The following is a 22,858-nucleotide window of genomic DNA, read 5'->3' on the forward strand; positions in this document are numbered from 1 at the left end:
GTCCCCCTCGCCCGGTCGGGCGACGCGGGCCCCCCGGGGCGCGCGGGGACCGGGGCCGCTGCCCGGACCGACGTAGGCTTCCAGGGGTGATCGACCCGAAGTCCACCCCTGAGGACCTGCCCCGGCTGACCGACCCGATGGTGGTCGTCGCCTTCGAGGGCTGGAACGACGCCGGGGACGCCGCCACCGGGGCGCTGGAGCACCTCGAGCTCATCTGGGACGCCACCCCGCTCGCCGCGCTGGACCCCGAGGACTACTACGACTTCCAGGTCAACCGGCCCACCGTGTCGCTCGTCGGCGGCGTGAGCCGCCGCATCGAGTGGCCGACGACGCGGATCTCGATGGCCCGCCCGCCGGGCGCCGAGCGCGACGTCGTCCTGATCCGCGGCATCGAGCCGAACATGCGCTGGCGGGGCTTCTGCGAGGAGCTCATCGAGCTGTGCCACGAGCTCGACGCCCGCGCCGTCATCGGCCTGGGTGCCCTGCTCGCCGACACGCCGCACACCCGCCCCACCCCGGTCACTGGCTCGGCCTACGACAACGAGTCCGCGGAGCGCTACGGCCTGGACACCTCCCGCTACGAGGGGCCCACCGGCATCCTCGGTGTCTTCCAGGACGCCTGCGTGCAGGCCGGGCTGCCGGCGATCAGCTTCTGGGCGGCCGTCCCCCACTACGTCTCCCAGCCGCCGTCGCCGCGGGCCACCGTCGCGCTGCTGCAGCGCGTGGAGGAGGTTCTGGAGATCCCCGTGCCGCTCGGCGTCCTGCCCGCGCAGGCCGAGGACTGGGTGAAGACCGTCGACGAGATGGCCAACGAGGACGCCGAGGTGGTCGAGTACGTGCGCTCGCTCGAGGAGCGTGCCACGGAGGTCGACCTCTCCAACGCCAACGGTGACTCGATCGCGCGGGAGTTCGAGAGGTATCTGCGCCGCCGGGGCGGCACGAGCTGACGTCGGCCGCGTCGCAGGATCCCGCCACGAGCGTGCGAGTGGTGGGGGGCGACGTGGTCCTTCCGCTGCGCCGCCGGGGCGGCACGAGCTGACGTCGGCCGCGTCGCAGGATCCCGCCACGAGCGTGCGAGTGGTGGGGGGCGACGTGGTCCTTCCGCTGCGCCGCCGGGGCGCTCCCCCGACTGCCGGTTCTTCGGGTGCCTTCGGTGCTGATGCCCGTCCGGGCGTACCGCGCCGGGCGCTTTGTTGGCGCCGGGATGTTGGGGATAACGGTCGATCGTCGACCAGTGTGCCCCGCCGGCGGACCGCCGCGCGCCTCAGACCTGGCGTAGCAGGGGACGCATCGCCGACGTCGCGTCAGCGCCGAAGAGCCGGTCGTGGGTGGCCAGGGCGAACCGGTCGGTCATCCCCGACACGTAGTCGACGACCTGGGTCACCGGATCGGCCTCGGTGTCCCGGTAGGACGCCGGGATCAGCTCCGGGTGGGCCAGGTGGTGGTCGACCAGCCGGCGGGTCACGCCGATCGCCAGGTGCTTCTGCCCGGCGGCGGTCTCCGAGGCGTAGACCCGCTGGAACATGAACGTGCGCAGCTCGTGCATCGCCTCGAGCGGCTCCGGGGCCATCACGACGGCGCCGCCCGCGGCGAGGCTGCCCTCGATGACGGCGTCGACCATGGCGCCGACCATCTCGCTGCCCGGGGCGCCGAAGACCGCGCGGGCCCGGGCGGGCAGATCGCCCTCCTGCAGCACACCGGCACGGACGGCGTCCAGCGCGTCGTGGGAGAGGTAGCCGATGCGGTCGGCGTACCGGACGCACTCCGCCTCCCGGGTGGCCGGCGGCGGGTCGATCTTCCAGCTGTGCGCGCGGATGCCGTCGCGGACCTCCCAGGTGAGGTTGAGTCGCTCCAGCACCTCCACGATCCGCACGCCCTGCGCGGCGTGGTGCCAGCCGCCCGGGACGTAGGGCTCCAGCGCGTCCTCGCCGATGTGCCCGAACGGCGAGTGGCCGAGGTCGTGGCCCAGCGCGATCGCCTCGGCGAGGGTCTCGTTGAGCCCGAGGGCGCGGGCCAGGGACCGGGCGACCTGGGTGACCTGCAGCGTGTGGGTCAGCCGGGTGACGAAGTGGTCGCCGTCGGGGTTGAGGAAGACCTGCGTCTTGTGCTTGAGCCGGCGGAAGGCCTTGGCGTGCAGGATGCGGTCCCGGTCGCGCTCGAAGGCGGTCCGCAGTGCGTCCTCCGGCTCGGCGACCGCCCGCCCGCGGGTCGCGGTCGAGCGGGTGGCCGCCGGTGCGAGGGCCTCCTCCTCGCGCTCCCGGGCGGCCCGGTCGACCAGCCGGAAGTCCTCCATCAGCTGCCGGCCGCCGTCGTCCCCGTGCTCCCGTCGAGCGCCGTCACCGGGGCGCACGAGTCCAGCGCCACACCGAGCAGGGCGTCGACGGCGTCGCACACCACTGTGGGGGCGCCGTCCTCGAGCACGTCGTCCGGCCCGGCGGCGAGCGTCGCCGCCGCCCAGGCGTCGACGAGCGCGATCGCCCCGGGGCTGTCGAGGTCGTCGGACAGCCGCTCCCGCAGGCCCTGCAGCACCGGGGCCGCCGGGGCGCCGGCCGGCAGGGCGACCGCGCGCCGCCAGGTGGCCAGCCGGGCGAAGGCGGCGTCGAGGAGGTCCGGGGTCCAGAACCGGTCGGTGCGGTAGTGCCCGGACAGCAGCGCGAGGCGGATGGCCATCGGGTCGACCCCCTCACCGCGCAGCTTGGAGACGAACACCAGGTTGCCGCGGCTCTTGCTCATCTTCTCGCCGTCCAGGCCGATCATCGCCGCGTGCACGTAGGCCCGGGCGAAGGGCCCCTTCACCCCTGTCGCAGTGGCGGTGAGCGCCTCGGCGTGGACCGCGGAGAACTCGTGGTGCGGGAACACCAGGTCGCTGCCGCCGCCCTGGACGTCGAAGCCCATGCCGATCGTCTCCAGCGCGATGGTGGCGCACTCGATGTGCCAGCCCGGCCGGCCGGCGACCCCGCGCGGGCCCGCCCAGGACGGTTCCCCGGGGCGTTGCCCCCGCCACAGCATGGGGTCCAGGCGGTTGCGCTTGCCCGCCCGGTCCGGGTCTCCGCCGCGCTCGGCGAAGAACCGCAGCATCGTCGCCTCGTCGTAGCCGGACTCCCCGCCGAAGCCGGGCGCCTGGGACACGTCGTGGTAGACGTCGCCGGTGCCGTCGTCGAGGACGTAGGCCAGCCCCTCGTCGAGCAGGTCCTCGATGTGGGCGACGATCCGCGGGATCGACTCCACCGCCCCGATGTAGTCCTCGGGCGGCAGCACCCGCAGGGCGGTCATGTCCTCCCGGAACAGCGCCGTCTCCCGCATGGCGAGCACGACCCAGTCCTCGCCGTCGCGCTCGGCGCGCTCGAGCAGGGGGTCGTCGATGTCGGTGACGTTCTGCACGTAGTGGACCGCGTGCCCGGCGTCCCGCCACACCCGGTTGACCAGGTCGAAGGCCAGGTAGGTGGCGGCGTGGCCGAGGTGCGTGGCGTCGTACGGGGTGATCCCGCAGACGTACATGCGGGCGGTGCCGTCGGGGTTGGTGGCGACCACCTCGCCGCGCGCGGTGTCGTGCAGCTTGAGCACGGGACCGGTGCCCGGGAGGGTCGGCAGGAGCGGAGCAGGCCAGGCGAGCACGCCCCGAGCCTAGATGCGGCTACCGGGCGCACTCGCCGCCCCTCATCCTGTCGGTGGACGACGCCCCGTGCCGGAGGAGCCACCGTGGAGCTCGACGAGTACCTGCCGGTCCTGCAGAGGACGAACGCGCGCTTCGCCGACGCCGCCGCCGAGGCGGTGCTGGCGCACGGCTGGCGGGCGCGGGTGCCCGGCTGTCCCGGCTGGACGCTGGCCGACCTCGTCTGGCACCTGGCCGGGGTGCAGCACTTCTGGGCGTGGGTGGTGCGCACCCGCGCCGCCGACCCCGGCACGTACGTCGAGCCGGTGCGGCGTCCGGACGACGAGCTGCTCGGCTTCGGGCTGGCGCAGTCCGCGGAGCTGGAGACCGTGCTGGCCGGCGCGGACCCGGCCGAACGGGTGTGGACGTGGGCGCCGCGCCAGGACGTCGCGTTCGTGCTGCGCCGCCAGACGGCGGAGGCGGTGGTGCACACCGCCGACGTCGAGCAGGTGCTCGGCGACGTGCGTCCCATCCCGGCGGCCGTCGGCCTCGACGGGCTCGACGAGTGGCTGGAGGTGATGGTGCCGGGGGTCTTCCCCGACGGGCCCCCGGAGGCCGCGCACCCGGTGGTGTTCCACGCGGTGGACGCCGACGCCGAGCGCACCCTCTTCCCCGGCTCGCGGCCCTTCCCGATCGCGGCGCTGACCGGTACCGCCGGCGACCTGCTGCTGGCGGTGTGGCGACGGGTGCCGCTGGAGGTGCTCACCGTGGACGGCGACGGGCTGCAGGCCGCGGCGATGATCGGCCTGGTGCGGCTGGAGTAGCGGCTCAGGGCCAGGTGGTGGCGTACCGCTCGAACTCCTCGCCGGTCTGCACGCCCACCACGCAGAACACCAGCCCGGACGGGTCCTTCATCTGCCAGAACCCGCCCATGTCGGCGAACCGCCGGGCGCCCAGCGCCTCCAGCCGGGCGACCTCGGCGGGGACGTCGTCGGTCTCGATGTCGACGTGCCAACGCGGCAGCGTCCCCGCACCGGTCCGCTGCACCTCGAGGTGGAAGCCGTCGGCGAAGGAGCCGAGGGAGGACCAGTGGCCGTCGATCGGATCGGGCTCCACGGGGTGGCCGGTCGCTGCGGACCAGAAGTCCCGCCCGCCGTCGTGCAGCTCGGGCGGCAGGTCGATCAGCAGGACGGCCAGACGACTGCGGTGCGGCACGCCGGCCAGCCTGTCAGAACGGCGGCCAGGGCAGGGCGGGCCATTCGCCGCTGGGCAGCGGGTGCCGCCCGGTGCGCAGCAGCTCGGCCACCCGCTGCTGGGTGCGGCGCACCTCGCGGCGGGTGAGGTGCTCGTGCAGCTGCTCCCCGAGGTCGCCGAGCAGGTCGCCGGTCAGCCTCTCCAGGACCTCGACGGCCTCGTCGGGCAGGGGCTGCCCGGCCCAGCGCCACAGCAGGGTGCGCAGCTTCGGGTCCACGGAGAAGCAGATGCCGTGGTCGACGCCGTACACGTGCCCCTCGGGCGTCGGGATGATGTGCCCGCCCTTGCGGTCGGCGTTGTTGACGACGGCGTCGAACACCGCCATGCGGCGCAGCCCCGGGTGGTCGGAGCGGACGAACGCGGCGAGGTCGACGTCGACGTCGCCGTCGATCCACAGCTGGACCATGCCGGGCCCGAACGGGCCGTCGCGCAGGACCGTGGGCGGCACGACCCGCCAGCCGGTGGCCTCGGAGACCAGGGCCGCGGCGACCTCGCGGCCGGCGAGGGTGCCGTCCGGGAAGTCCCAGAGCGGGCGCTCACCGGCGATCGGCTTGTACACGCACTCGGCCTCGAGCTCGCCGGTGCGGATCGTCCCGACCAGGGTGACGTTGCTGGCGTCGAGCATCCGGCCCTCGAGGTCGATCTCGCCCTCGAGCAGCAGGGTCCGCGCCTCGTCGTCCCCGGCCGGCGCGCGCAGGTCCGACGCCGGGTCGGCGGGGCGCTCGGTCATCGGGGCGGGCGGCCGGTGCTCAGCGGCGGTAGCCGTTCTGCCGCGGGCACACGTGCCCGCTGGGGTCCAGGGGCAGCGAGCACAGCGGGCAGGACGGGCGGCCGGCGGCGATCACCCGGCGGGCGCGGACGACGAACGCCCGGGCGGCCGCGGGGGTGATGGTGACCCGCAACGCGTCGGGCCCCTCCTCGCTGTCGGACAGGATCGCGTCCTCGTCGACCGGCTCCTCGCCGGCGGCCACGGCCTCCACGACGACGGCCTGCGCCTCGCCGTCCCAGGCCAGGCCCATGGCGGCGACGCGGAACTCCTCGTCGACCGGCGCGGTCAGCGGATCGAGGTCGTCGACCTCCGCGTCGGGCGGGACGACGGTGCCCGGCCGGGCGGCGACCTCGTCGAGCAGCTCGTTCATGCGGTCGGCGAGCACCTGGACCTGGGTCTTCTCCAGCGCCACGCTGACCACCCGGCCGGCGGCGTCGGAGGCCTGCAGGTAGAAGGTGCGGTCCCCGGGCTGCCCGACCGTCCCCGCGACGAACCGGGAGGGGCGGTCGAAGAGATGGACCTGGCGCGGCACGGGCATCAGGTTACGCGGGCGGGCGTCGCGGGCGAGCGGGAGACACCGAGGTCACACGGTCGCACCGGCCCCGCCGCCGACGACGGCGTCGGAGTCGGCCTGCTTCCGGCGCCGGCCCTTCTTCTTCGGCGGGAGGAGCGCGGCGACGTCCCCGCCGGTGTCGTTCATGCGCACCACGAACGGCCGGGTCTCGGTGTAGGTGACCACCGAGATCGACGCCGGGTCGACGACGATCCGCTGGAACTGGTCCAGGTGCAGCCCCAGCGCGTCGGCGAGGACCGCCTTGATGACGTCGCCGTGGCTGCAGGCCAGCCAGACGGCGTCCGGCCCCAGCGTGGCGTTCCAGGCGCGGACGGCGGCGACCGCGCGGGCCTGGGTCTCGGCGAGCCCCTCCCCCTCCGGGCCGGGGAAGACCGCCGCGGAGGGATGCTGCTGCACGACCTTCCACATCGGTTCCTTGACCAGCTCCTTGAGCGGCCGGCCCGTCCAGTCGCCGTAGCGGGCCTCCCCGAGGCGGTCGTCGGTCTGCAGCTGCAGGTCGCGCCCGTCCAGGACGGCGGCGGCGGTCTGCCGGCAGCGCTCCAGCGGGCTGCTGACCACCGCGGCCAGGGGCACCGGCGCCAGCCGCTCCCCCACCGCCGCGACCTGCGCCTGCCCGGTCTCGTCGAGCTGCACGCCCGGGGTCCAGCCGGCGAGGACGCCGCCGGTGTTGGCCGTCGAGCGGCCGTGCCGCAGGAGGAGAACGGTGGTCACGGCCGCCGAGCGTAAGGGGCCTCGCTCCGCCGCTCGCGCGTCGACGGCGCCATCCCTCCCGCGTCGAGGGCTCCCCTCTCCCGCGTCGACGGCGGGCCGCAGCGGGGGGCGAGTGGGCGGATCGCCGTCCCTCAGCCGGCGGTGAGCACCCCGGTGCCGAGCAGGACGAGCAGCAGCCCGCCCAGCAGCACGCGGTAGACGACGAACGGCGTGAAGCTGCCACGGTCGAGGTAGCGCAGCAGCCAGGCGATCACGGTCAGGCCCACGCCGAAGGCGAGCACCGTGGCGAGGACCGTCGGACCCCACGCCACCGTCTCACCGGCGACGTCGCCGGTGAGCGCCTCGTAGGCCTGGAAGAACCCCGACCCCAGGACGGCGGGGACGGCGAGCAGGAACGAGTAGCGCGCCGCGGCCGCCCGCGAGTAGCCGAGGAACAGGCCCATGGTGATCGTGCCGCCCGACCGCGAGACGCCGGGGATGAGCGCCATCGCCTGGGCGAAGCCGAAGGCGATGCCGTGCCCGACGGTGAGCTGGGTCAGCTCCCGCTTCTTCGAGCCCACGCGGTCGGCCCAGAACAGGATCAGCGAGAACAGGATCAGCGCGGTGGCCACGATCCAGAGACTGCGGAAGGTGGTCTCGATGTCGTCCTGGAACAGCAGACCGAGGACGACGATCGGCACGGTGCCCACGATGATCAGCCAGCCCATGCGCGCGTCGGGGTCGCTGTACCGCGAGCGGTTCCCCAGCGAGCGCACCCAGGCGGCGATGATCCGGCCGATGTCGCGGCGGAAGTAGAGCAGGACCGCGGCCTCGGTGCCGATCTGGGTGATGGCGGTGAACGCCGCGCCGGGGTCACCCCAGCCGAAGACCTCGCCCACCACCCGCAGGTGCGCGCTGGAGGAGATCGGCAGGAACTCGGTGAGGCCCTGCACCAGCCCGAGGACGATCGCTTCGACCCAGCTCATCGGGTGCTCAGCCCCCGACGGGGTGTGGGCGTGCGGCGGCGGGGCGGGGCGGATCTGCAGAGCACGGGAGGCCACCCTAGGCGGGCGCGGGCCCGTTCCCGGCGCGCCGCCCCGGGAACCGCCGCTCCCCGGCCCGGGCGGGGGGTCGCCGGTAGGTTGGCCCCCCGTGGAACAACGCGCGCTGGGGCGCAGCGGCCTGGTCGTCTCCCGCCTGGCGCTGGGCACCATGACCTGGGGTCGGGACACCGACGAGGACGAGGCCGCCATGCAGCTGACGGCGTTCGTCGACGCCGGCGGCACCCTGGTCGACACCGCCGACGTCTACTGCGACGGGGACAGCGAGCGCACCCTCGGGCGGCTGCTGGCCGACGTCGTCCCCCGCGCCGACGTGCTGGTCGCCACCAAGGCCGTCGGGCGCACCGCCCCCGGGCCGATGGGTCGCGGCGCGTCGCGCGGGCACCTGCTGGCCGCCCTCGACGCCTCCCTGGACCGGCTGGGTCTGGACCACGTGGACCTGTGGCAGCTGCACGCCTGGGACGACACGACGCCCGTCGAGGAGACCCTCGCCGCCTGCGACACCGCCGTCACCTCCGGCCGGGCCCGCTACGTCGGGGTCAGCAACTTCACCGGCTGGCAGACCGCCCAGGCGGCGACCTGGCAGCGGGCCTGGCCGGGCCGGGTGCCGGTGGTGAGCACCCAGGTGGAGTACTCACTGCTGCAGCGCGGGGTGGAGCGGGAGGTCGTGCCGGCCGCCGAGGCGCTGGGGCTCGGCGTGCTCGCCTGGTCGCCGCTGGGCCGGGGGCTGCTCACCGGCAAGTACCGGCACAGCACGCCGTCGGAGTCCCGCGGCGCCTCCCCGCAGTGGCAGGGGTTCATCGACGGGCTGCGCAGCGCGACGTCCGACCGGATCGTCGAGGCGGTGATCACCGCCGCCGAGGGGCTGGGCACCAGCCCGCTGGCCGTCGCCCTGGCCTGGGTGCGGGACCGCCCCGGGGTCACCGCGCCGGTCGTCGGCGCGCGCACCGCGCAGCAGCTGCAGGCCTCGCTGGACGCCGACACGGTGCGGCTGCCGGCCGCGATCCGCACCGCGCTGGAGGACGTCTCCGCGCCCTACTTCGGATATCCCGAGCGGCGATGAACGACCCCGTCTTCACCGCGTTCTGCGCCGCGGGGCTGTGGCCGGGTCTGGGCAGGCGAACCGCCGCGGAGCTGCCCGCCGCGGGCATCACCTCCCCCGACGAGGTCACCGCCGACCGGCTGCTGAAGCTGCCCCGGGTGGGCCGGCAGCGCGCCGAGCGGCTGTTCTCCGGCTTCCTCGCGGCGGCGCCGACCTACGACGTCGTGGCGCTGCTGGTGGGCGCCGGCCTCGAGGCGAAGCTGGCCGCGACCGCCGCCGACACCCTGGGCAACGACGCCGCCCGGCGGCTGCGGGACGACCCGTGGGCGCTGCTCACGCTGCCCGGGGTCACCCTCGCCGACGCCGACCGGCTGGCGATCGCCGTCCTCCCCGGCGCCGACCGGCAGGACACCCGGCGCGGCCGCGCGGTGGTGGCGATGACCCTGCGGACGGCGACCCGCGACGGGCACACCGTGCTGCCGGCGGACCTGGTCGTGGCCGCGCTGCGGGCCGAGCAGATCACCGACCCGGCGGCGGCGATCGTCGCGGCGGTCGAGTCCGGGGACGTGCTCGAGCACGAGCCGCCGGGACCGGAGGTGGATGACGAGGCCGATCTCGACGAGCTGCCCGAGCCGGACCCGGCGCTGCGGCTGCTCTCGCTGGCCCGCTACGGCATGGCCGAGGAGGCGGTGGCGGAGAACGTGGCGCGCCTGGCCGCCACCGCCGAGCGGATCGCCGACCCGGCCGCCGTCCGGTCGGTGGCCAAGGGGCTGGACGAGGCGCAGAAGCAGGCCGTGGCGCAGGTGCTCGGCGCCGGGGTGTCCCTGCTGACCGGCGGGCCCGGTACCGGCAAGAGCCGCACGGTCGCGGCGGTGGTCTCCCTGCTGCGGTCCAAGGGCAGCGAGGTCGCGCTCGCCGCTCCCACCGGTCGGGCGGCCAAGCGGCTGGAGGAGCTGACGGACCACCCGGCGGTCACGGTGCACCGGCTGCTGGGCGCCCAGGGCACCTCCGGCGGCTTCGCCCGCAACGAGGAGTGGCCGCTGGACGCCGACGTCGTCGTGGTGGACGAGGCCTCGATGCTCGACGTCGAGCTGACCGCGGCGCTGCTGGAGGCCTGTCCGGACGGCACCCACCTGCTGCTGGTCGGCGACCCGGCGCAGCTGCCCTCGATCGGCCCCGGCCACGTGCTGGGCGACCTCATCGACTCCGGCGTCGTCCCCGTCGTGGAGCTGACCACCCTCTACCGGCAGGCCGAGGGGGGCGCGATCGCGCGGCTGGCCAACGCCGTCCGGGGCGGGGAGCTGCCGCCGGTGGACTCCCCCGACCGCGAGGTGGTCGTCGTCCCGGCGGCCGGCAGCGCCGAGGCGGCCAAGCGGGTGGTGCAGCTGGTGACCGACTCGATCCCGCGGGCGCTGCGGATCGACCCGGCGACGGTGCAGGTCGTCACCCCGGTGCACCGCGGGCCGGCCGGCACGATCGAGCTGAACAAGGCGCTCAAGGCGGTGCTCAACCCGGGCGACGGCACGGTGTGGGGGTTCGACGTCGGCGACCGTGTGGTGGCCACCGCGAACCACCTCGACCTCGAGCCGATCGGGTTCGCCAACGGCGAGGTCGGCGTGGTCACCGGCACCGGGGACGGCACCCTGGACGTCGACTTCGCCTCCGGGCCGGTCACGGTGAGCGGCTCCGCGATGAGCGACCTGCGGCACGGCTGGGCGATCACCGTGCACCGCGCGCAGGGTTCGGAGTGGCCGGGCGTCGTCGTCGTCCTGCCGCCCGAGGCCGGCGGGATGCTGTCGCGGCCGCTGGTCTACACCGCGCTCACCCGCGCCCAGCGGCACCTGTCGATCGTGCACGCCAGCGGCGCGGCGCTGGCCCGGGCGGTGCGCCAGGTCGACGTGCGGCCCCGCCGCACCCGCCTCGCCCAGCTGCTCGCCGAGAACGCCGGCTGAGGCCGACGGGCCCGAGGCCCTCCGCGCCCGGTGGCCCCGTGCAGGATCCCGCCGCGAGCCTGCGAACGGTGGGGGCACGGGGTCCTCTCTCAGTCGCGGCGGGCGAGGGCGGCGCGGGCGGCGCCGAGCAGCTGCCGGGTGGCGGCGTGCAGCTGCCCGGGGCAGGTGAGCGGCCGGGGGAACGGGATCCGCAGGTCGCGGGAGCTGGTGAGCCGCTCGATGCGCAGCCGGTAGCCGAACCGGTCGATCCCCAGGGGCCGGACGACGTCGCGCGGGCCGAGCTCCCCGGCGGGGATGCGGCTGCGCAGCAGGTGCAGCACCTCGGGGTGGTCGCGGTCGAGGTGGCGCAGCATCCCCGCCTCGACGCCGGCCAGCGGATCGGGGCGGGCGGCGGCGTACTCGGGGGGACCGATCTCGGCGCAGGAGGTGCCCTCGCGCAGCACCACCTCGGCGAGGTCCAGCCGCAGCAGGGTGGTGCCGCGCCCGACGTCGAGCAGGTGCCCCACCGGGCGGACGTCGGCGAAGGCCACCGCGGCGACCCGCTGGTCGGCGGGGTGCACGGGGGTGAGCCAGCCGGAGAGCCACAGCTGGGCGCGCAGCGAGTCGCGCAGCGGGACCGGCGCCCGGTCGCTGACCATCAGCACGGTGGTGAGGTCGGGCTCGGCGGCGAGGGCGGTGGCCACCTCTCCCCCGCTCGGCACGAGCACCAGCACCTGCCCGTCGCGGGTCGTCGCGTGGGCGAGCGGCCGGCTGGGCGCGAGGCCGCGAACGCACAGGGCGGCCGCCTCGCGGGAGGCGACGGTGCGGGCCCGTTCGGCCGGGTCGGCCAGCACGGCAGGCGGCGCGGGGGTCCGGCCGGGACTGGTCGTCATGGGGCGCTCCCTCGAGATCTGCGACACGGCACTTAGGGCAGCCTAACCATAGTCGGACGGTCGGCGGAAGGTCCGGCCGGACGCGACACCGCCCCGACCAGGGCGTCTCAGATCGAGACGGCGCGACTCCCCGGCGGCCCGTTGCCCCGCCCTCCCAGGCGGGTGTCCCATGGGCTGCACCCCGGGCGCCGGCCCGCGGCACCGGGTCCGACCAGGGGGCTGCCGTGCTCGTGACCACCTGCCGTCGCACCACCGTCATCGGCGTCGTCGCCGTCCTCACGCTGGGCACCGGCAGCGCCGTCGCCGGCGCGCGGGCCCCGGCCGCGGGGACGCCGGCCGCCGAGCCGGTGGTGCCCACCCTGACGTGGACCGACTGCGGCACCACCGAGGCCGGGACGGCGGCCGGTGTCCAGTGCGCCACCGCGACGCTGCCCCTCGACCACGACGACCCGGCCGGCGCACAGGTGCAGATCGCCCTCGCCCGGGTGCCGGCTCCCGACCAGGCCGCGCGGGTCGGGTCGCTGTTCCTCAACTTCGGCGGCCCCGGCGGGACGACGGTCGACGTGCTGCAGGCCGCCGGCGCGGCGTTCCTCCCCGGGCTGAGCGGGCGCTTCGACGTCATCGGGTTCGACCCGCGCGGCGTCGGGCAGAGCTCGCCGGCCATCGACTGCGGCGTCAACCAGGAGACCGAGGGCATCTACTCCATCCCGGCACCCACACCCCTGGACATCGACGTGGACGCCTACGTGGCCAAGGCGCAGGGCTACGTGGACGCCTGCCTGGCCAACGGGCCGGTCCTCGAGCACGTGTCGACGGCGAACGTCGCCCGGGACATGGACCTGCTGCGCGCCGCCGTCGGGGACGAGCAGCTGAGCTACCTCGGCTTCTCCTACGGCACGTTCCTCGGCGCCACCTACGCGACCCTGTTCCCCGACCGGTACCGGACGATGGTGCTCGACGGCGCGATCGACGCCGAGGAGTACGTGCACGACCCGCTGAGCCACATCGCCGAGCAGACGGCCGGGTTCGAGCAGTCGCTGGCCCGGTTCGCCGAGGCGTGCGCGGTGGACCAGGTCGCGTGCTCGGGCTTCGGCGGCGCCGACCCGTACCTGGCCTTCGACCAGCTCGTCGCCGCGGCGAACGAGGCGCCGATCCCCGCCGACGGGTACCCCGCCGACCCGCGGGCGGTCACCGGCGACGACATCCTGACGGCGACCCTCGGGCAGCTCTACGCCAAGCGGCGGTGGGGCACGCTCGCGGCCGCGCTGGCGCAGGCGGCGGCTGGGGACGGCTCGGCCGTCCGGGCGATCGTGGACGGCTGGTACGGCCGCCGGGACGACGGCAGCTACTCCCCCGGCCTCGACCGGTACTTCACCATCGGCGCCTCGGAGCAGCGCTACCCCCGGGGCGACCTCGAGGTCTACCTCGACCGCGGCGCGGAGTCGTGGGCGTCGTTCCCGCACTTCTGGTCCAACAGCGGGTACGCCGAGATCAACTACGGGCTGTGGCCGGTCTCCGACGAGGACGCCTTCGCCGGTCCGTTCACCGTCCCGGCGTCGTCCCCGCCGGTGCTGGTCATCGGCACCACCTACGACCCGGCGACGCCGTACCCGTGGGCGCAGCGGCTGACCGCCCAGCTCGGCAACGCGCGGCTGCTGACGATGGAGGGCGACAACCACACCGCCTACCTGCGCAACTCCGGCTGCATCACCGCCGCGGCCGACGTCTACCTCCTCGAGGGGACGCTGCCCGCCGAGGGCACCGTGTGCCGCCAGGAGGTGCCGTTCGTCGCCCCCGCCCCGGCCCCGGTCGAGGCTCCGACCGCCGTCCGCACCGACGTCCTCGGGTCGCTGCTGACCGGCGGGCGCTGAGCGACCGCCGACCGGGCCGGGGTGCACCCCGGCCCGGTCGCCGGGCTCAGGTGAGGTCGGGGTCCTCCTCCACGGGGACGTCGGCCTCCTGCTCGAGGACGTCGGCGGCGTCGGCCTCGCGGTCGCCCACCGGCCGCGCGGGCGCACCGGTGCCCCGCGGCCGGGCCACGAGCTGCTGGTCGAGGGCATCGGCCTCGGGCACGTCTCCCGCCGGCGGCGCGGCGTCGGCGGCGAGGGACACCTCGGGCGGATCGACCAGGTCCTGCTGCTCGGCGCGGTCGGCGTCGGTCGCGTCGGTGCCGGGGTCGGTCACGTCGTCCTCCCTCTCGTCATGCGGTCGGGCTCGGTGCCATCCTGCCGCCCGGCCGGGTGACCGGCAGGACGGGTGACCGCGAGCACGTGACCGGCAGGCGGCGGACAGGCACAATCGGGCGGATGGAGGCGGTTGCCGGGGATTACGAGTTCGCGCCGCTGCGGATCCCGCCGGGTACGTCCCGGTCCGCAGCGGCGACCATGCTGAGCCTGCAGTCGGACGTCGGTGGCTGGGAACTCGCCCGGCTCCAGCTGCACGCCGACGGCACGCGGAAGGCCATCCTGCGCCGGCGGGCGCGGTTGTCCTACCTGCCCAAACCACACATCTGAGCCCTGCGCCCCGATCAGGGGACGAGCACGACCTTGCCCACGGTGCCGCGGTCGGCCAGCCGCGCCAGCGCCTGGGGGGCCTGGTCCAGCGGCAGCACGTCGCCCACCATCGGGTCGACCTGCCCGCTGGTGACCAGCGCCGTCAGCGCCTCGTGGGTGCTGGCGATCAGCGCGGGCTCCTTGGTGCGGTAGAGCCCCCAGTGCAGGCCGACGACGCTGTAGTTCTTGACCAGCGCGTGGTTGGCGGGGGCCTCGGGGATCCGGCCGCTGGTGAAGCCGACCACGACCAGCCGGCCTTCGAAGGCGATGCACTTGCGGGAGCGGTCGAAGACGTCGCCACCGACTGGGTCGTAGACGACGTCGGCCCCGTGCCCACCGGTGACCTCCTTGACGACGGCGACGAAGTCCTCGCTGGTGTAGTCCACGACGTGGTCGGCGCCCAGGTCCCGGCACACCTGCGTCTTGCGGGCCCCGCCGGCGGTGGCGATGACCCGCGCGCCCGCCGCCTTGCCGAGCTGGATGGCGGCCGACCCGACGCCCCCGGCGCCGGCGTGCACCAGCAGCCACTCCCCCGGCTGCAGGTGCGCCCGGCGGTGCAGGCCGACGTGCCCGGTCTGGTAGGTGAGGTAGAGGGCCGCGGCCTTCTCGTCGGGCATCCCGTCCGGCACCGGCCAGGCGTTGTCGGCGTCCATCAGCGCGTACTCGGCGAACGCACCCGGTCCGCCGGAGGGGCCGCCGATCACCCGCTGGCCGGTCCCGACGACCTCCCCGCACAGCTCGACGCCGGGGGTGAACGGCAACGGCGGCCGCTCCTGGTACTTCCCCTGCACCATGAGGATGTCGGGGAAGTTCAGCGCTGCCGCCCGCACCCGCACGAGCACCTGGCCGTCGCCGGGGGTGGGCTGCTCGACGTCCTCCAGCCGCAGCACCGTCGAGGGATCTCCGAGTTCGCGGACCCGCCATGCACGCATGCCGCCGACCCTGCCAGACGCGCGGGTGACCGGTGTCACGGCCCCGGCCCGGCTCGCCCCGGCGGCGCGGCCGTGACAGGGTGCGGGCCGGCGGTCGTCGCTCCCCATGGCGGCCGGGAAGGACGTCCATGATCTCCCAGCTCACCGATCGGCTGCGCTTCCTGCGGGCCTTCGTGACCAACCCCCGCCAGGTGGGGGCCATCCTGCCGACGTCGCGCTGGGCGGTGCGCGACATGCTCGACCTCGCCGACCTGCCCGCGGCCGGGCTGGTCGTGGAGCTCGGCGCCGGGACGGGCTCGCAGACCGGCGAGATCCTCGCCCGGCTGGGCCCGGACGCCCGTTTGGTGGCCCTGGAGATCGACCCGCAGCTGGCCAAGCTGCTCGGCGAGCGGTACCAGGACCCGCGGCTGACCGTGGTCTGCGACTCCGCCGAGTTCCTCGACGCGCACCTGGACGGGTCGCTCGCCGACGTCGTGGTGTCCGCGCTGCCCTACACCTCGCTGGAGCCAGGGCTGCGGCGCCGGATCCTCGACGTGCTGCCGAAGGCGACGGCCCCGCAAGGCGTCACCCTGGTGATCCAGTACTCGCCGCTGATGCAGGGCGAGCTGCGCCGGCGGTTCGCCTCCGTGCGGCGCCGGGTCTCCCCGTGGAACGTGCCGCCGGCCTTCCTGTTCGCCTGCACCGGGCCGACCGGCCCGGCCCGGTAGCGGTCAGCGCATCGACGGCGGCCGCAGCGCCTCAGGGACGACGGCGGTCTCGCCGGTCGCCGTCCTCGCGCTGGGCACGCCCTTGAACCGGTAGGGGACGGCGCCGATGCCGGGCTGCACGATGTAGGCCGCGCCCGGCTCGCCCGAGGCCCAGGCCGCGAGCATCGCGTCGGCGACCTCCCCGGCGGTGAGCACCGGGAAGCCGGCCTTCTGGAACTCCGCGCGGATGGGGTCGATGATCGCGGTGTCGGCGAAGCCGGGGCAGACCGCGGTGACGGTGATGCCCTCGGCGGCCAGCCGCGGCGCCATCGAGCGGACGAACGCCACCGCGCCGCCCTTCGCGACGCTGTAGCCGGGGTCGGTGGCCATCGGCGAGAGCCCGGCCAGCGACGCCGTCACGACGATCGCGCCGCCGCCGGCCCGCTGCAGCGCCGGCAGGGCCGCCGCGGTGCCGTAGACCACGCCGAGCAGGTCGACGTCGAGCACCCGCAGGAAGCCGTCGACGTCGAGCAGCTCGTCGGAGTCGAAGCCGGCGATGCCGGCGTTGAGGAACACCGCGTCGAGCCGGCCGTGCTCGGCCTCGACCTGCTCGACGACGGCGCGGTTGGCCGCCCGGTCGGTGACGTCGAGGACGGCGAAGCCGCAGCCCAGGTCGGCGGCGACCGAGCGGTTCCGCTCGCTGTCCAGGTCGGCGAGGACGACGGTGACCCCGCCCTCGCGCAGCCGGGCGGCCAGCGCCCGGCCGAAGCCGCCGGTCCCCCCGGTGATTAGCGCGACGGAGCCAGGGCCTGGAGTGGTGTGCGTCACCGTCGCATCACACCACGGGCGTCTCAGGCCGCGCGCAGGAAGCGGTCGAGCACGCGGATGCCGAAGCGCAGCGACTCCACCGGCACCCGCTCGTCGATGCCGTGGAACAGCGAGGCGAAGTCGAGGTCCGGGGGCAGCCGCAGCGGGGAGAACCCGAAGCAGCGCATGCCCAGCCGCTCGAAGCTCTTGGCATCGGTGCCGCCGCTCATGGTGAACGGCACCGGCCGCGCGCCGTCGTCCTCGGCCTCGAGCGCGGCGACCATCTGGTCGACCAGCGGGCCGTCGAACGTCGTCTCCACGGCCTGGTCGTGGACGAGCCACTCGCGCTGCACGCCCTCGCCGAGCAGCCCGGCCAGCTGCCGCTCGAACTCCTCCTCCTGGCCGTACAGGAAGCGGCCGTCGACGGTGGCGCTGGCGGTGCCGGGGATGACGTTGGCCTTGTAGCCGGCGTCGAGCATCGTGGGGTTCACCGTGTTGCGCAGCGCCGCGCCGATCATGCGGCTGATGCTGCCGAGCCGGGCGAGTGCCTCCTCGGGCTCGTCGGGGTCGATCTCGATGCCGTAGGCGTCCTCGACGGCGGCGAGGAACTGGCGCATCGGCGGGGTGAGGACGGTGGGCAGCCGGTGCGAACCGAGCCGGGCCACGGCCGAGCACAGCCGGGTGACGGCGTTGTCGTCGTGGACGAACGAGCCGTGGCCGGGCTTGCCGCCGGCGGTCAGCCGCATCCAGGCCAGGCCCTTCTCGGCGGTCTGCACGAGGTAGAGGCGCAGGTCGTCGCGGACGGTGATGGAGAAGCCGCCGACCTCGCTGATCGCCTCGGTGCAGCCCTCGAACAGGTCGGGGTGCTCCTCGACGAGGAAGCGCGCGCCGAGCCGGCCGCCGGCCTCCTCGTCGGCGACGTAGGCCAGCACGATGTCGCGCGGGGGCCGGACACCGGTACGCGCCCAGTCGCGGACCAGCGCCAGGACCATCGCGTCCATGTCCTTCATGTCGACCGCGCCGCGACCCCAGACGTAGCCGTCGCGCTCCTCGCCGGAGAACGGGTGGACGCTCCACTCGGCCGGATCGGCGGGGACGACGTCCAGGTGGCCGTGCACCAGCAGCGCGGGCCGCTCGCGGTCCTGCCCCGGGATGCGGGCGACCAGGCTCGCCCTGCCCCGCTCGGACTCGTGGACGACGCTGCCGATGCCGACCTCGTCGAGCTTGCCGGCGACCCACTCGGCGGCCTGCCGCTCACCCTTGCCGGTGGCGGTGTCGCCGGTGTTGGTCGTGTCGATGCGGATGAGGTCGCTGAGCAGTTCGGCGACCTCGGCCTGGGCGCGGGCGAGGGGGGCGGGCGTCGGCTCGGGCATGCCGCAGATCGTGCCACCGGCACGGCGCGTCCCCCGGATGAGTGGGACGGCCTCCACCGCGGACGGCGTGGAGCCGATCAGCTCGGTGTGAGGATGCCGAGTGCCCTGCGGGCTCGTGAGCCCCGCACGGCCGCACGCAGCGCCGTGCTCATCCTCGCCGTGTGCGCCGCGGCACTGGCCGGGCTGACCGCCGTCGAGGCGCCACGGGCCGTCGTGGCCGTCGCGTCGTGGGCGGGCGTGCTCGTCCTGCTCGGTGCGGCTGCGGTCTGCCGGTTCGTGTCCGCGGAGACGCTGGACCGGGTCGGGTTCTGCGTCGGCCTGGCCCTGGGTGGGGTCCTGCTGGCGACCACGCTGAACTCGATGACCGGTGATGCGAGCATCACCGGTCAGTCCTTCCTCGCCTTCCCGGTCCTCTGGGCGGCCTCGCACCTACGCCGCGGCGCGGTGGTCCTCGTCACCACCATCGCCGTGGCCGCCGACGCGCTGTCCCTCTACATCCTCCTACCGGCCGAGACGGCCACGACCAACCTGCTCTTCTTCGGCGCCGTCCTGGTCGTCATGGCGGTGATGCTGGTGCGTGGCCACGAGAAGCAGGAGCAGCTGGTGGCCGCCCTGCAGGAGCAGGCCCGGGTCGACGCCCTCACCGGCCTGGTCAACCGGCGGGTGTTCGACGAGGCGCTGGCCGGGACCGTGACCGGGTGGGCGCCGGCCGGAACGGCGCTGGTACTCATCGACGTGGACTCCTTCAAGACCATCAACGACTCGCACGGCCACCCGGTCGGTGACTCGGCGCTGGTGCACCTGGCGCGGATCCTGCGCGAGCAGGTGCGGGCCGACGACGCGGTGCTCGCCCGGCTGGGCGGTGACGAGCTGGCGGTCCTGCTGCCCGGCTGCGACGCCCCCGCGGCCACCCGCCGCGCCGAGCAGCTCGGGGACGCCGTCCGGGCCACCCCGCTCCTCCTGCCCGACGGCACCCTGCTGACAGTCTCCATCAGCCTGGGTGTGGCCCACCTGCCGCAGGGCTCCGACGACCTGGCCGCCCTCTACTCGGCCGCGGACCGGGCGCTGTACGAGGCCAAGCGGGCCGGCCGGGGACGCGTCGCCGTCGCCTCCGCCTGACCACCTCGACGCGGGGAGGGGGTGCGTGATCGACGTCCGGACGTCCGGTAGTCTCTGACTCGCACTCGTCCGGGTGGCGGAATGGCAGACGCGCTAGCTTGAGGTGCTAGTGCCCTTTATCGGGCGTGGGGGTTCAAGTCCCCCCTCGGACACTCAGAAGTGGGATTCTTCCCACCTCATCGGGCCAGACCCACGTTCTGTGTCCACGACCGACACGGTCCCAGCCGACCCCGGTTCGGCAACCATCCCTCCCACCGCGTCTGCGGCCGTCTCCGACGAGGCAGCGCTGCGCCGCGTGCTGGGAGCGACTGCCGAGCCGGCGGCGGTACGGACGGTCCGGGCAATGCCCAACGCTGCTCCCCCGAAGCCTGCGGCCGTGCGCCGCCGGGCCGCGGCGCCGCCGCCCGTCCCGACTGCTTCCGCGCCGGCCGCGCCGGCCCGGACCTCGTCCGCGTCGACCTCCCCGGCACCGGCCGGGCTGCCCGCCTCCTTCGCCGGGATCGGGGCGCTTCTCGCCGACGCCGGCGAGCGGGTGCCCGCCGACGCGCTCACCCTCACCGCCGTCACCGCCGCGGCCGGGTCCGGCTCGACGGTGGACCTCTCCGGCATCTGGATGCTGGACGCAGCGATGGCGGCGGCGCGCAGCAACACCGTGCTGCGCGCCCTGGACGGCAAGGGTCGCCTGATGCTGCCGCTGGAGGCCGCCGGCGCGGCGCGGGTGCCCGCTGAGCGCGACGGTGCGGTGCTCACCGTCTTCCTGCCCGGCGCCGCCGAGGGCCCGCGGCCCAACTTCGCCGTCGCGCCCCTGCCGCTGGATGCCCGCGGGCGGCTCACGCTGACCACCGGCGTGCGGCGCGCGGCCGGCATTCCCGACGGCGCCGACGTCTACGCCCAGATCGACCTCGAGCGGCAGACGGTGACCGTCACCGCCGCCAGCCGCCTCACCGCCGCGCTGGCCGACGCCCTCGACGGGCTGCGCAGCCCCTCCCCCGCCTCCGACCGCGCCGACACCGGCTCCACCGACACAGTGCCGGTCGGGCTCCCCATCGCCGCAGGTGCGCCGAGCGACGAGCCCAACCCCGACCGGCGACTGCGCAGCGTCGGCTGACCCGCACCGTCGCCTGCGTCCCGCGGCACGACCGGTGCCGCCGACCGAACGGAGAACCGATCGTGAACCCCGTCCCGTCCCTCGTCGACGACGCCAAGCGCGAGGCGATGCGCGCCGCGCTTCTCGCACAGGGCTGGAACACCGCCGACATCGACGCAGCGTTCCCCCCGGCGCCGCCGGTGTCGGTGTACCGGATGCGCCAGGGCGTCACCGACGCCGTAGAGGAGATGCGCCGGGACCTGCCGCGCAGCGTCAAGACCTGGGAGCCGTACCTGCAGGTCTACGTCGACGGGTTCCCCGCGATGTGCCCGTGCCCCTGCACCGCCTGCGCCGCCGGCCCGTGCCCGTGCCCCGGCGACGCCGCCGGCCACCACGACACCTGCGCCATGCCCGAGGGCAACCGTCACACCGACTGCGCCGCGCGCTACACCGGCATCGCGGACCTGCCGGTCGCCGAGGTCACCTTCAGCGAGGTCGCCGAGGCGGCCTGGTGGGCCGAGCGGCACGGCCTCAAGCGCACCGTCGCCCGCAACGCCAAGCGCGAGGCGAAGGGCCGCAACCTGCTGCACAGCGACGGCCGCGGCGCCCGCGAGCAGCTCATCCAGGCCAGCCGCTGGATGTTCACCTGGCTGGACCGGAAGAAGAAGATCGACGGCAACCCGGCCCTGGACGTCAAGCTGCCCCCACGGCAGGAGGCCACGGCCCGCTCGCTGACCCCGGAGGAGTTCGGTGAGGTCTATGGCGTCGCGGTCAGCACCGGCCAGGACCCCACCCTGGACGGGCTGATCCTGCGCCACCTGCTCATCCAGGGCGTGCGCCGCGGCGCGCTGCTGGACAGCACCTGCGAGGGGCTCGACGTCGCCAACTGCGCGATCCGCTACTGGGACCAGAAGAAGAAGACCTGGCGGTGGCGCCCCACCACCCGCACCCACCTGGCCGACCTGGTCACGCACGCCATCGTCCGGGGTCCGCGCGTGGCCGCGCCCCCGGACGCGAGCGAGGAGGAGCGGCGGCACGGCATCCCCGCGCTGACCGCCACCTCGCCGGTCTTCTACGCCCAGCCGGTCGACACCTTCGACGAGAACGGCTACTTCGTCTCCCGTGAGGTCCGGCCGATCACCCGCAAGCGCATCGAGCTGCTGTTCGCCCGCATCCGCCGCAACCTCCCCTGGACGGAGAACGTCGAGCTGCGCTGCCACGACATCCGCCACACCAGCGGCCGGCTGATCTACAAGGCCGCCGACCAGCAGATGGCCAAGCTCCACCTCGCCCACGACGGCGGCACCACCACCGACCACTACCTCAAGGACCGGCTCGACGAGCTCGCCAAGCTCAAGGAGCAGCTCTTCGAGCCCCGGCGGGACGGCGACCAGCCGTAGCCCGCCACCCCTTCCGCAGGCCCACCGGGTTGCCCGGTGGGCCTGCGGCATTCCCGGATCACGCGGTGATCGGAACAGGCCAGGCCGCTGCCCGCATCACGCCCGGAGCGCAGCGACCTGGCAGGCGGGGGCTCTCCACGGGATGACTGCGCAACCCGCGCAGCCGCGCACGGTCGCCGGGGTCCCACTGATGCCGGCCCCGCCGGCGAACAGGAAGGAGACGGCTGTGACCGTCACCCCCCACCCCGACGCCCCCTCCCCCGACCCGCTCCCCGAGGGTGGGTCCGTCCCCGGCCGGTTCGCGCGGGGCTCCGCGCGCATCGGCCACCTCACGCTCGAGGAGTTCCACGCCGCCTACGCCCTCGCCGTCTCCACCGGCGACGACCCGGCGCTGGACGGGCTGCTGCTGCAGCACCTGCTCATCGAGGCCGCCCGGCCCGCCGAGCTGCTCTCCCTGCGGTACGGCGACCTCGACCCGATCGACGCGATCATCACCGTGTGGGACAGCCGACCCTTCCGGTCCCACAGGCGCCCGTCGACGCCGGAGCACGTGGCCGCCCTCGCCGCGCACGTGGCCGAGCGCGGACCGCGCACGCCGGCCCCGCCGGACGCCCCCGAGGAGGTGCGCCGCGCCGGCATCCCGGCGCTCAGCGGCGACGACCCGGTCTTCTACCGGCGCCCGGTCGACACCTTCGACGCCGACGGCTACCTCGTCGACCGGCAGGTGCGCCCGATGACCGGCAGGCGGCTGACCTCCCTGGTGGTACGCATCCGCCAGAACGGCGGGCCGGCGCTGACCGCGTCGGTGGTCCGCGCGCTGAGCATCCGACTCATCTGGTCCGCCGGCGGCGGCGAGGCCGTGCACTGGTTCGGCCCCCGCAGCGCCCCGCGCACCGTGCTCGACGCCGAGGCGGCGCGCCAGCGGCTCGGCCGGCTCAAGAGCCACCTCTTCGGCGACCTGCCGGAGCACCCGGCCGGAGATCACCCCGGCGGCACGGACTGCTGAGCAGGACACGAAGCCCCCGACGACCATCGGCCGTCGGGGGCTTCGTGCTGTCCGTGACTACAAGACCTCCTGGTATGCGGCTACGGGTTT

23 protein-coding genes and 1 tRNA gene are annotated in these 22,858 nt (G+C 75.0%); 12 read left to right on the forward strand and 12 right to left on the reverse strand.

From position 1 onward, the window contains the following. Positions 1-86 precede the first annotated feature (86 nt). Positions 87-947: a PAC2 family protein gene (locus tag CRP39_RS11340; RefSeq protein WP_097206491.1), complete on the forward strand. Its 861-nt coding sequence runs from the start codon at positions 87-89 to the stop codon at positions 945-947. Between the two features lie 317 nt (positions 948-1,264). Here the strand turns inward: CRP39_RS11340 and CRP39_RS11345 are convergent, their stop codons facing one another. Then, complete coding sequence (locus CRP39_RS11345) at positions 1,265-2,350, reverse strand: HD domain-containing protein (protein WP_245853798.1); 1,086 nt, start codon at positions 2,348-2,350, stop codon at positions 1,265-1,267. Further along, complete coding sequence (mshC, locus tag CRP39_RS11350) at positions 2,293-3,615, reverse strand: cysteine--1-D-myo-inosityl 2-amino-2-deoxy-alpha-D-glucopyranoside ligase (protein WP_097206492.1); 1,323 nt, start codon at positions 3,613-3,615, stop codon at positions 2,293-2,295. Before mshC ends, CRP39_RS11345 begins: the two co-directional genes overlap by 58 nt. An 84-nt stretch (positions 3,616-3,699) precedes the next feature. Here mshC and CRP39_RS11355 point away from each other — a divergent pair, with 84 nt between their 5' ends. Beyond that, positions 3,700-4,416 carry a maleylpyruvate isomerase family mycothiol-dependent enzyme gene (locus CRP39_RS11355; RefSeq protein ID WP_097206493.1) on the forward strand — a complete coding sequence of 239 codons (717 nt, stop codon included), beginning with the start codon at positions 3,700-3,702 and terminating at the stop codon, positions 4,414-4,416. Positions 4,417-4,420: 4 nt separating this feature from the next. On the opposite strand, the gene CRP39_RS11360 is transcribed toward CRP39_RS11355, so the two are convergent. From CRP39_RS11360 to CRP39_RS11380, 5 genes are all read right to left on the reverse strand, one after another. Next, the gene (locus CRP39_RS11360) at positions 4,421-4,807 is read right to left on the reverse strand and encodes a VOC family protein (protein WP_097206494.1); all 387 of its coding nucleotides are present in this window, start codon (positions 4,805-4,807) and stop codon (positions 4,421-4,423) included. Positions 4,808-4,820: 13 nt separating this feature from the next. Further along, a complete protein-coding gene (locus CRP39_RS11365; RefSeq protein WP_097206495.1) occupies positions 4,821-5,576 on the reverse strand; it encodes an SCO1664 family protein in 756 nt (251 codons plus the stop codon). A 19-nt stretch (positions 5,577-5,595) separates the two neighbouring features. Beyond that, the gene (locus tag CRP39_RS11370) at positions 5,596-6,147 is read right to left on the reverse strand and encodes a DUF3090 family protein (RefSeq protein ID WP_097206677.1); all 552 of its coding nucleotides are present in this window, start codon (positions 6,145-6,147) and stop codon (positions 5,596-5,598) included. Positions 6,148-6,198: 51 nt separating this feature from the next. Further along, complete coding sequence (locus CRP39_RS11375; protein WP_097206496.1) at positions 6,199-6,900, reverse strand: histidine phosphatase family protein; 702 nt, start codon at positions 6,898-6,900, stop codon at positions 6,199-6,201. A gap of 131 nt (positions 6,901-7,031) precedes the next feature. Continuing rightward, positions 7,032-7,865 carry an undecaprenyl-diphosphate phosphatase gene (locus CRP39_RS11380; protein ID WP_097206497.1) on the reverse strand — a complete coding sequence of 278 codons (834 nt, stop codon included), beginning with the start codon at positions 7,863-7,865 and terminating at the stop codon, positions 7,032-7,034. Between the two features lie 166 nt (positions 7,866-8,031). Here CRP39_RS11380 and CRP39_RS11385 point away from each other — a divergent pair, with 166 nt between their 5' ends. Both CRP39_RS11385 and CRP39_RS11390 read left to right on the forward strand, forming a co-directional pair. Continuing rightward, a complete protein-coding gene (locus CRP39_RS11385) occupies positions 8,032-9,003 on the forward strand; it encodes an aldo/keto reductase (RefSeq protein WP_097206498.1) in 972 nt (323 codons plus the stop codon). Then, positions 9,000-10,934, forward strand: coding sequence for an AAA family ATPase (locus CRP39_RS11390; protein ID WP_097206499.1), 1,935 nt, complete (start codon positions 9,000-9,002; stop codon positions 10,932-10,934). The genes CRP39_RS11385 and CRP39_RS11390 overlap by 4 nt, the downstream gene beginning before the upstream one ends. An 89-nt stretch (positions 10,935-11,023) precedes the next feature. Here CRP39_RS11390 and CRP39_RS11395 read toward each other — a convergent pair whose 3' ends face one another. Next, a complete protein-coding gene (locus tag CRP39_RS11395; RefSeq protein WP_097206500.1) occupies positions 11,024-11,806 on the reverse strand; it encodes a DUF2470 domain-containing protein in 783 nt (260 codons plus the stop codon). A 224-nt stretch (positions 11,807-12,030) separates the two neighbouring features. Between CRP39_RS11395 and CRP39_RS11400 the strand changes: the two genes are divergently transcribed. Continuing rightward, on the forward strand, positions 12,031-13,677 hold the full coding sequence (locus CRP39_RS11400; protein WP_097206501.1) for an alpha/beta hydrolase: 1,647 nt from the start codon (positions 12,031-12,033) through the stop codon (positions 13,675-13,677). A 46-nt stretch (positions 13,678-13,723) separates the two neighbouring features. Here CRP39_RS11400 and CRP39_RS11405 read toward each other — a convergent pair whose 3' ends face one another. Beyond that, positions 13,724-13,990 carry a hypothetical protein gene (locus tag CRP39_RS11405; protein WP_097206502.1) on the reverse strand — a complete coding sequence of 89 codons (267 nt, stop codon included), beginning with the start codon at positions 13,988-13,990 and terminating at the stop codon, positions 13,724-13,726. Between the two features lie 122 nt (positions 13,991-14,112). Here CRP39_RS11405 and CRP39_RS11410 point away from each other — a divergent pair, with 122 nt between their 5' ends. After that, positions 14,113-14,319: a DUF5703 family protein gene (locus CRP39_RS11410; protein ID WP_097206678.1), complete on the forward strand. Its 207-nt coding sequence runs from the start codon at positions 14,113-14,115 to the stop codon at positions 14,317-14,319. Between the two features lie 14 nt (positions 14,320-14,333). On the opposite strand, the gene CRP39_RS11415 is transcribed toward CRP39_RS11410, so the two are convergent. Then, complete coding sequence (locus CRP39_RS11415) at positions 14,334-15,290, reverse strand: NADPH:quinone oxidoreductase family protein (protein ID WP_097206503.1); 957 nt, start codon at positions 15,288-15,290, stop codon at positions 14,334-14,336. A gap of 128 nt (positions 15,291-15,418) precedes the next feature. Between CRP39_RS11415 and CRP39_RS11420 the strand changes: the two genes are divergently transcribed. Continuing rightward, positions 15,419-15,997 (forward strand): class I SAM-dependent methyltransferase, encoded by a 579-nt coding sequence (locus tag CRP39_RS11420; RefSeq protein WP_097206504.1) that lies wholly within the window; start codon positions 15,419-15,421, stop codon positions 15,995-15,997. Between the two features lie 3 nt (positions 15,998-16,000). On the opposite strand, the gene CRP39_RS11425 is transcribed toward CRP39_RS11420, so the two are convergent. Together CRP39_RS11425 and CRP39_RS11430 are read right to left on the reverse strand one after the other, a co-directional pair. Beyond that, positions 16,001-16,804, reverse strand: coding sequence for an SDR family oxidoreductase (locus CRP39_RS11425; RefSeq protein ID WP_097206505.1), 804 nt, complete (start codon positions 16,802-16,804; stop codon positions 16,001-16,003). A gap of 23 nt (positions 16,805-16,827) precedes the next feature. Further along, a complete protein-coding gene (locus CRP39_RS11430; protein ID WP_097206506.1) occupies positions 16,828-18,156 on the reverse strand; it encodes a M20/M25/M40 family metallo-hydrolase in 1,329 nt (442 codons plus the stop codon). A gap of 93 nt (positions 18,157-18,249) precedes the next feature. Here CRP39_RS11430 and CRP39_RS11435 point away from each other — a divergent pair, with 93 nt between their 5' ends. From CRP39_RS11435 to CRP39_RS11455, 5 genes are all read left to right on the forward strand, one after another. Then, positions 18,250-19,275, forward strand: coding sequence for a GGDEF domain-containing protein (locus CRP39_RS11435; protein WP_097206507.1), 1,026 nt, complete (start codon positions 18,250-18,252; stop codon positions 19,273-19,275). A 67-nt stretch (positions 19,276-19,342) separates the two neighbouring features. Continuing rightward, a tRNA-Leu gene (locus CRP39_RS11440) sits at positions 19,343-19,427 on the forward strand. 224 nt (positions 19,428-19,651) lie between these two features. Continuing rightward, positions 19,652-20,383 carry a hypothetical protein gene (locus CRP39_RS11445; protein ID WP_097206508.1) on the forward strand — a complete coding sequence of 244 codons (732 nt, stop codon included), beginning with the start codon at positions 19,652-19,654 and terminating at the stop codon, positions 20,381-20,383. 62 nt (positions 20,384-20,445) lie between these two features. Further along, positions 20,446-21,762 carry a site-specific integrase gene (locus tag CRP39_RS11450; protein WP_097206509.1) on the forward strand — a complete coding sequence of 439 codons (1,317 nt, stop codon included), beginning with the start codon at positions 20,446-20,448 and terminating at the stop codon, positions 21,760-21,762. 226 nt (positions 21,763-21,988) lie between these two features. Beyond that, positions 21,989-22,768, forward strand: a complete 780-nt coding sequence (locus CRP39_RS11455; RefSeq protein WP_097206510.1) for a hypothetical protein — start codon at positions 21,989-21,991, stop codon at positions 22,766-22,768. The last annotated feature ends 90 nt before the right edge of the window (positions 22,769-22,858 follow it).

The organism is Geodermatophilus sabuli, from assembly GCF_900215145.1.
Classification (GTDB): domain Bacteria; phylum Actinomycetota; class Actinomycetes; order Mycobacteriales; family Geodermatophilaceae; genus Geodermatophilus; species Geodermatophilus sabuli.

What these genes read in the sequence shown, in the direction of transcription:
- CRP39_RS11365 (WP_097206495.1), bottom strand. Translation starts at nt 5,576, where the DNA reads ATGACCGAGCGCCCCGCCGACCCGGCGTCGGACCTGCGCGCGCCGGCC.
- CRP39_RS11380 (WP_097206497.1), bottom strand. Translation starts at nt 7,865, where the DNA reads ATGAGCTGGGTCGAAGCGATCGTCCTCGGGCTGGTGCAGGGCCTCACC.
- CRP39_RS11390 (WP_097206499.1), top strand. Translation starts at nt 9,000, where the DNA reads ATGAACGACCCCGTCTTCACCGCGTTCTGCGCCGCGGGGCTGTGGCCG.
- CRP39_RS11395 (WP_097206500.1), bottom strand. Translation starts at nt 11,806, where the DNA reads ATGACGACCAGTCCCGGCCGGACCCCCGCGCCGCCTGCCGTGCTGGCC.
- CRP39_RS11410 (WP_097206678.1), top strand. Translation starts at nt 14,113, where the DNA reads ATGGAGGCGGTTGCCGGGGATTACGAGTTCGCGCCGCTGCGGATCCCG.
- CRP39_RS11415 (WP_097206503.1), bottom strand. Translation starts at nt 15,290, where the DNA reads ATGCGTGCATGGCGGGTCCGCGAACTCGGAGATCCCTCGACGGTGCTG.
- CRP39_RS11420 (WP_097206504.1), top strand. Translation starts at nt 15,419, where the DNA reads ATGATCTCCCAGCTCACCGATCGGCTGCGCTTCCTGCGGGCCTTCGTG.
- CRP39_RS11430 (WP_097206506.1), bottom strand. Translation starts at nt 18,156, where the DNA reads ATGCCCGAGCCGACGCCCGCCCCCCTCGCCCGCGCCCAGGCCGAGGTC.
- CRP39_RS11435 (WP_097206507.1), top strand. Translation starts at nt 18,250, where the DNA reads ATGCCGAGTGCCCTGCGGGCTCGTGAGCCCCGCACGGCCGCACGCAGC.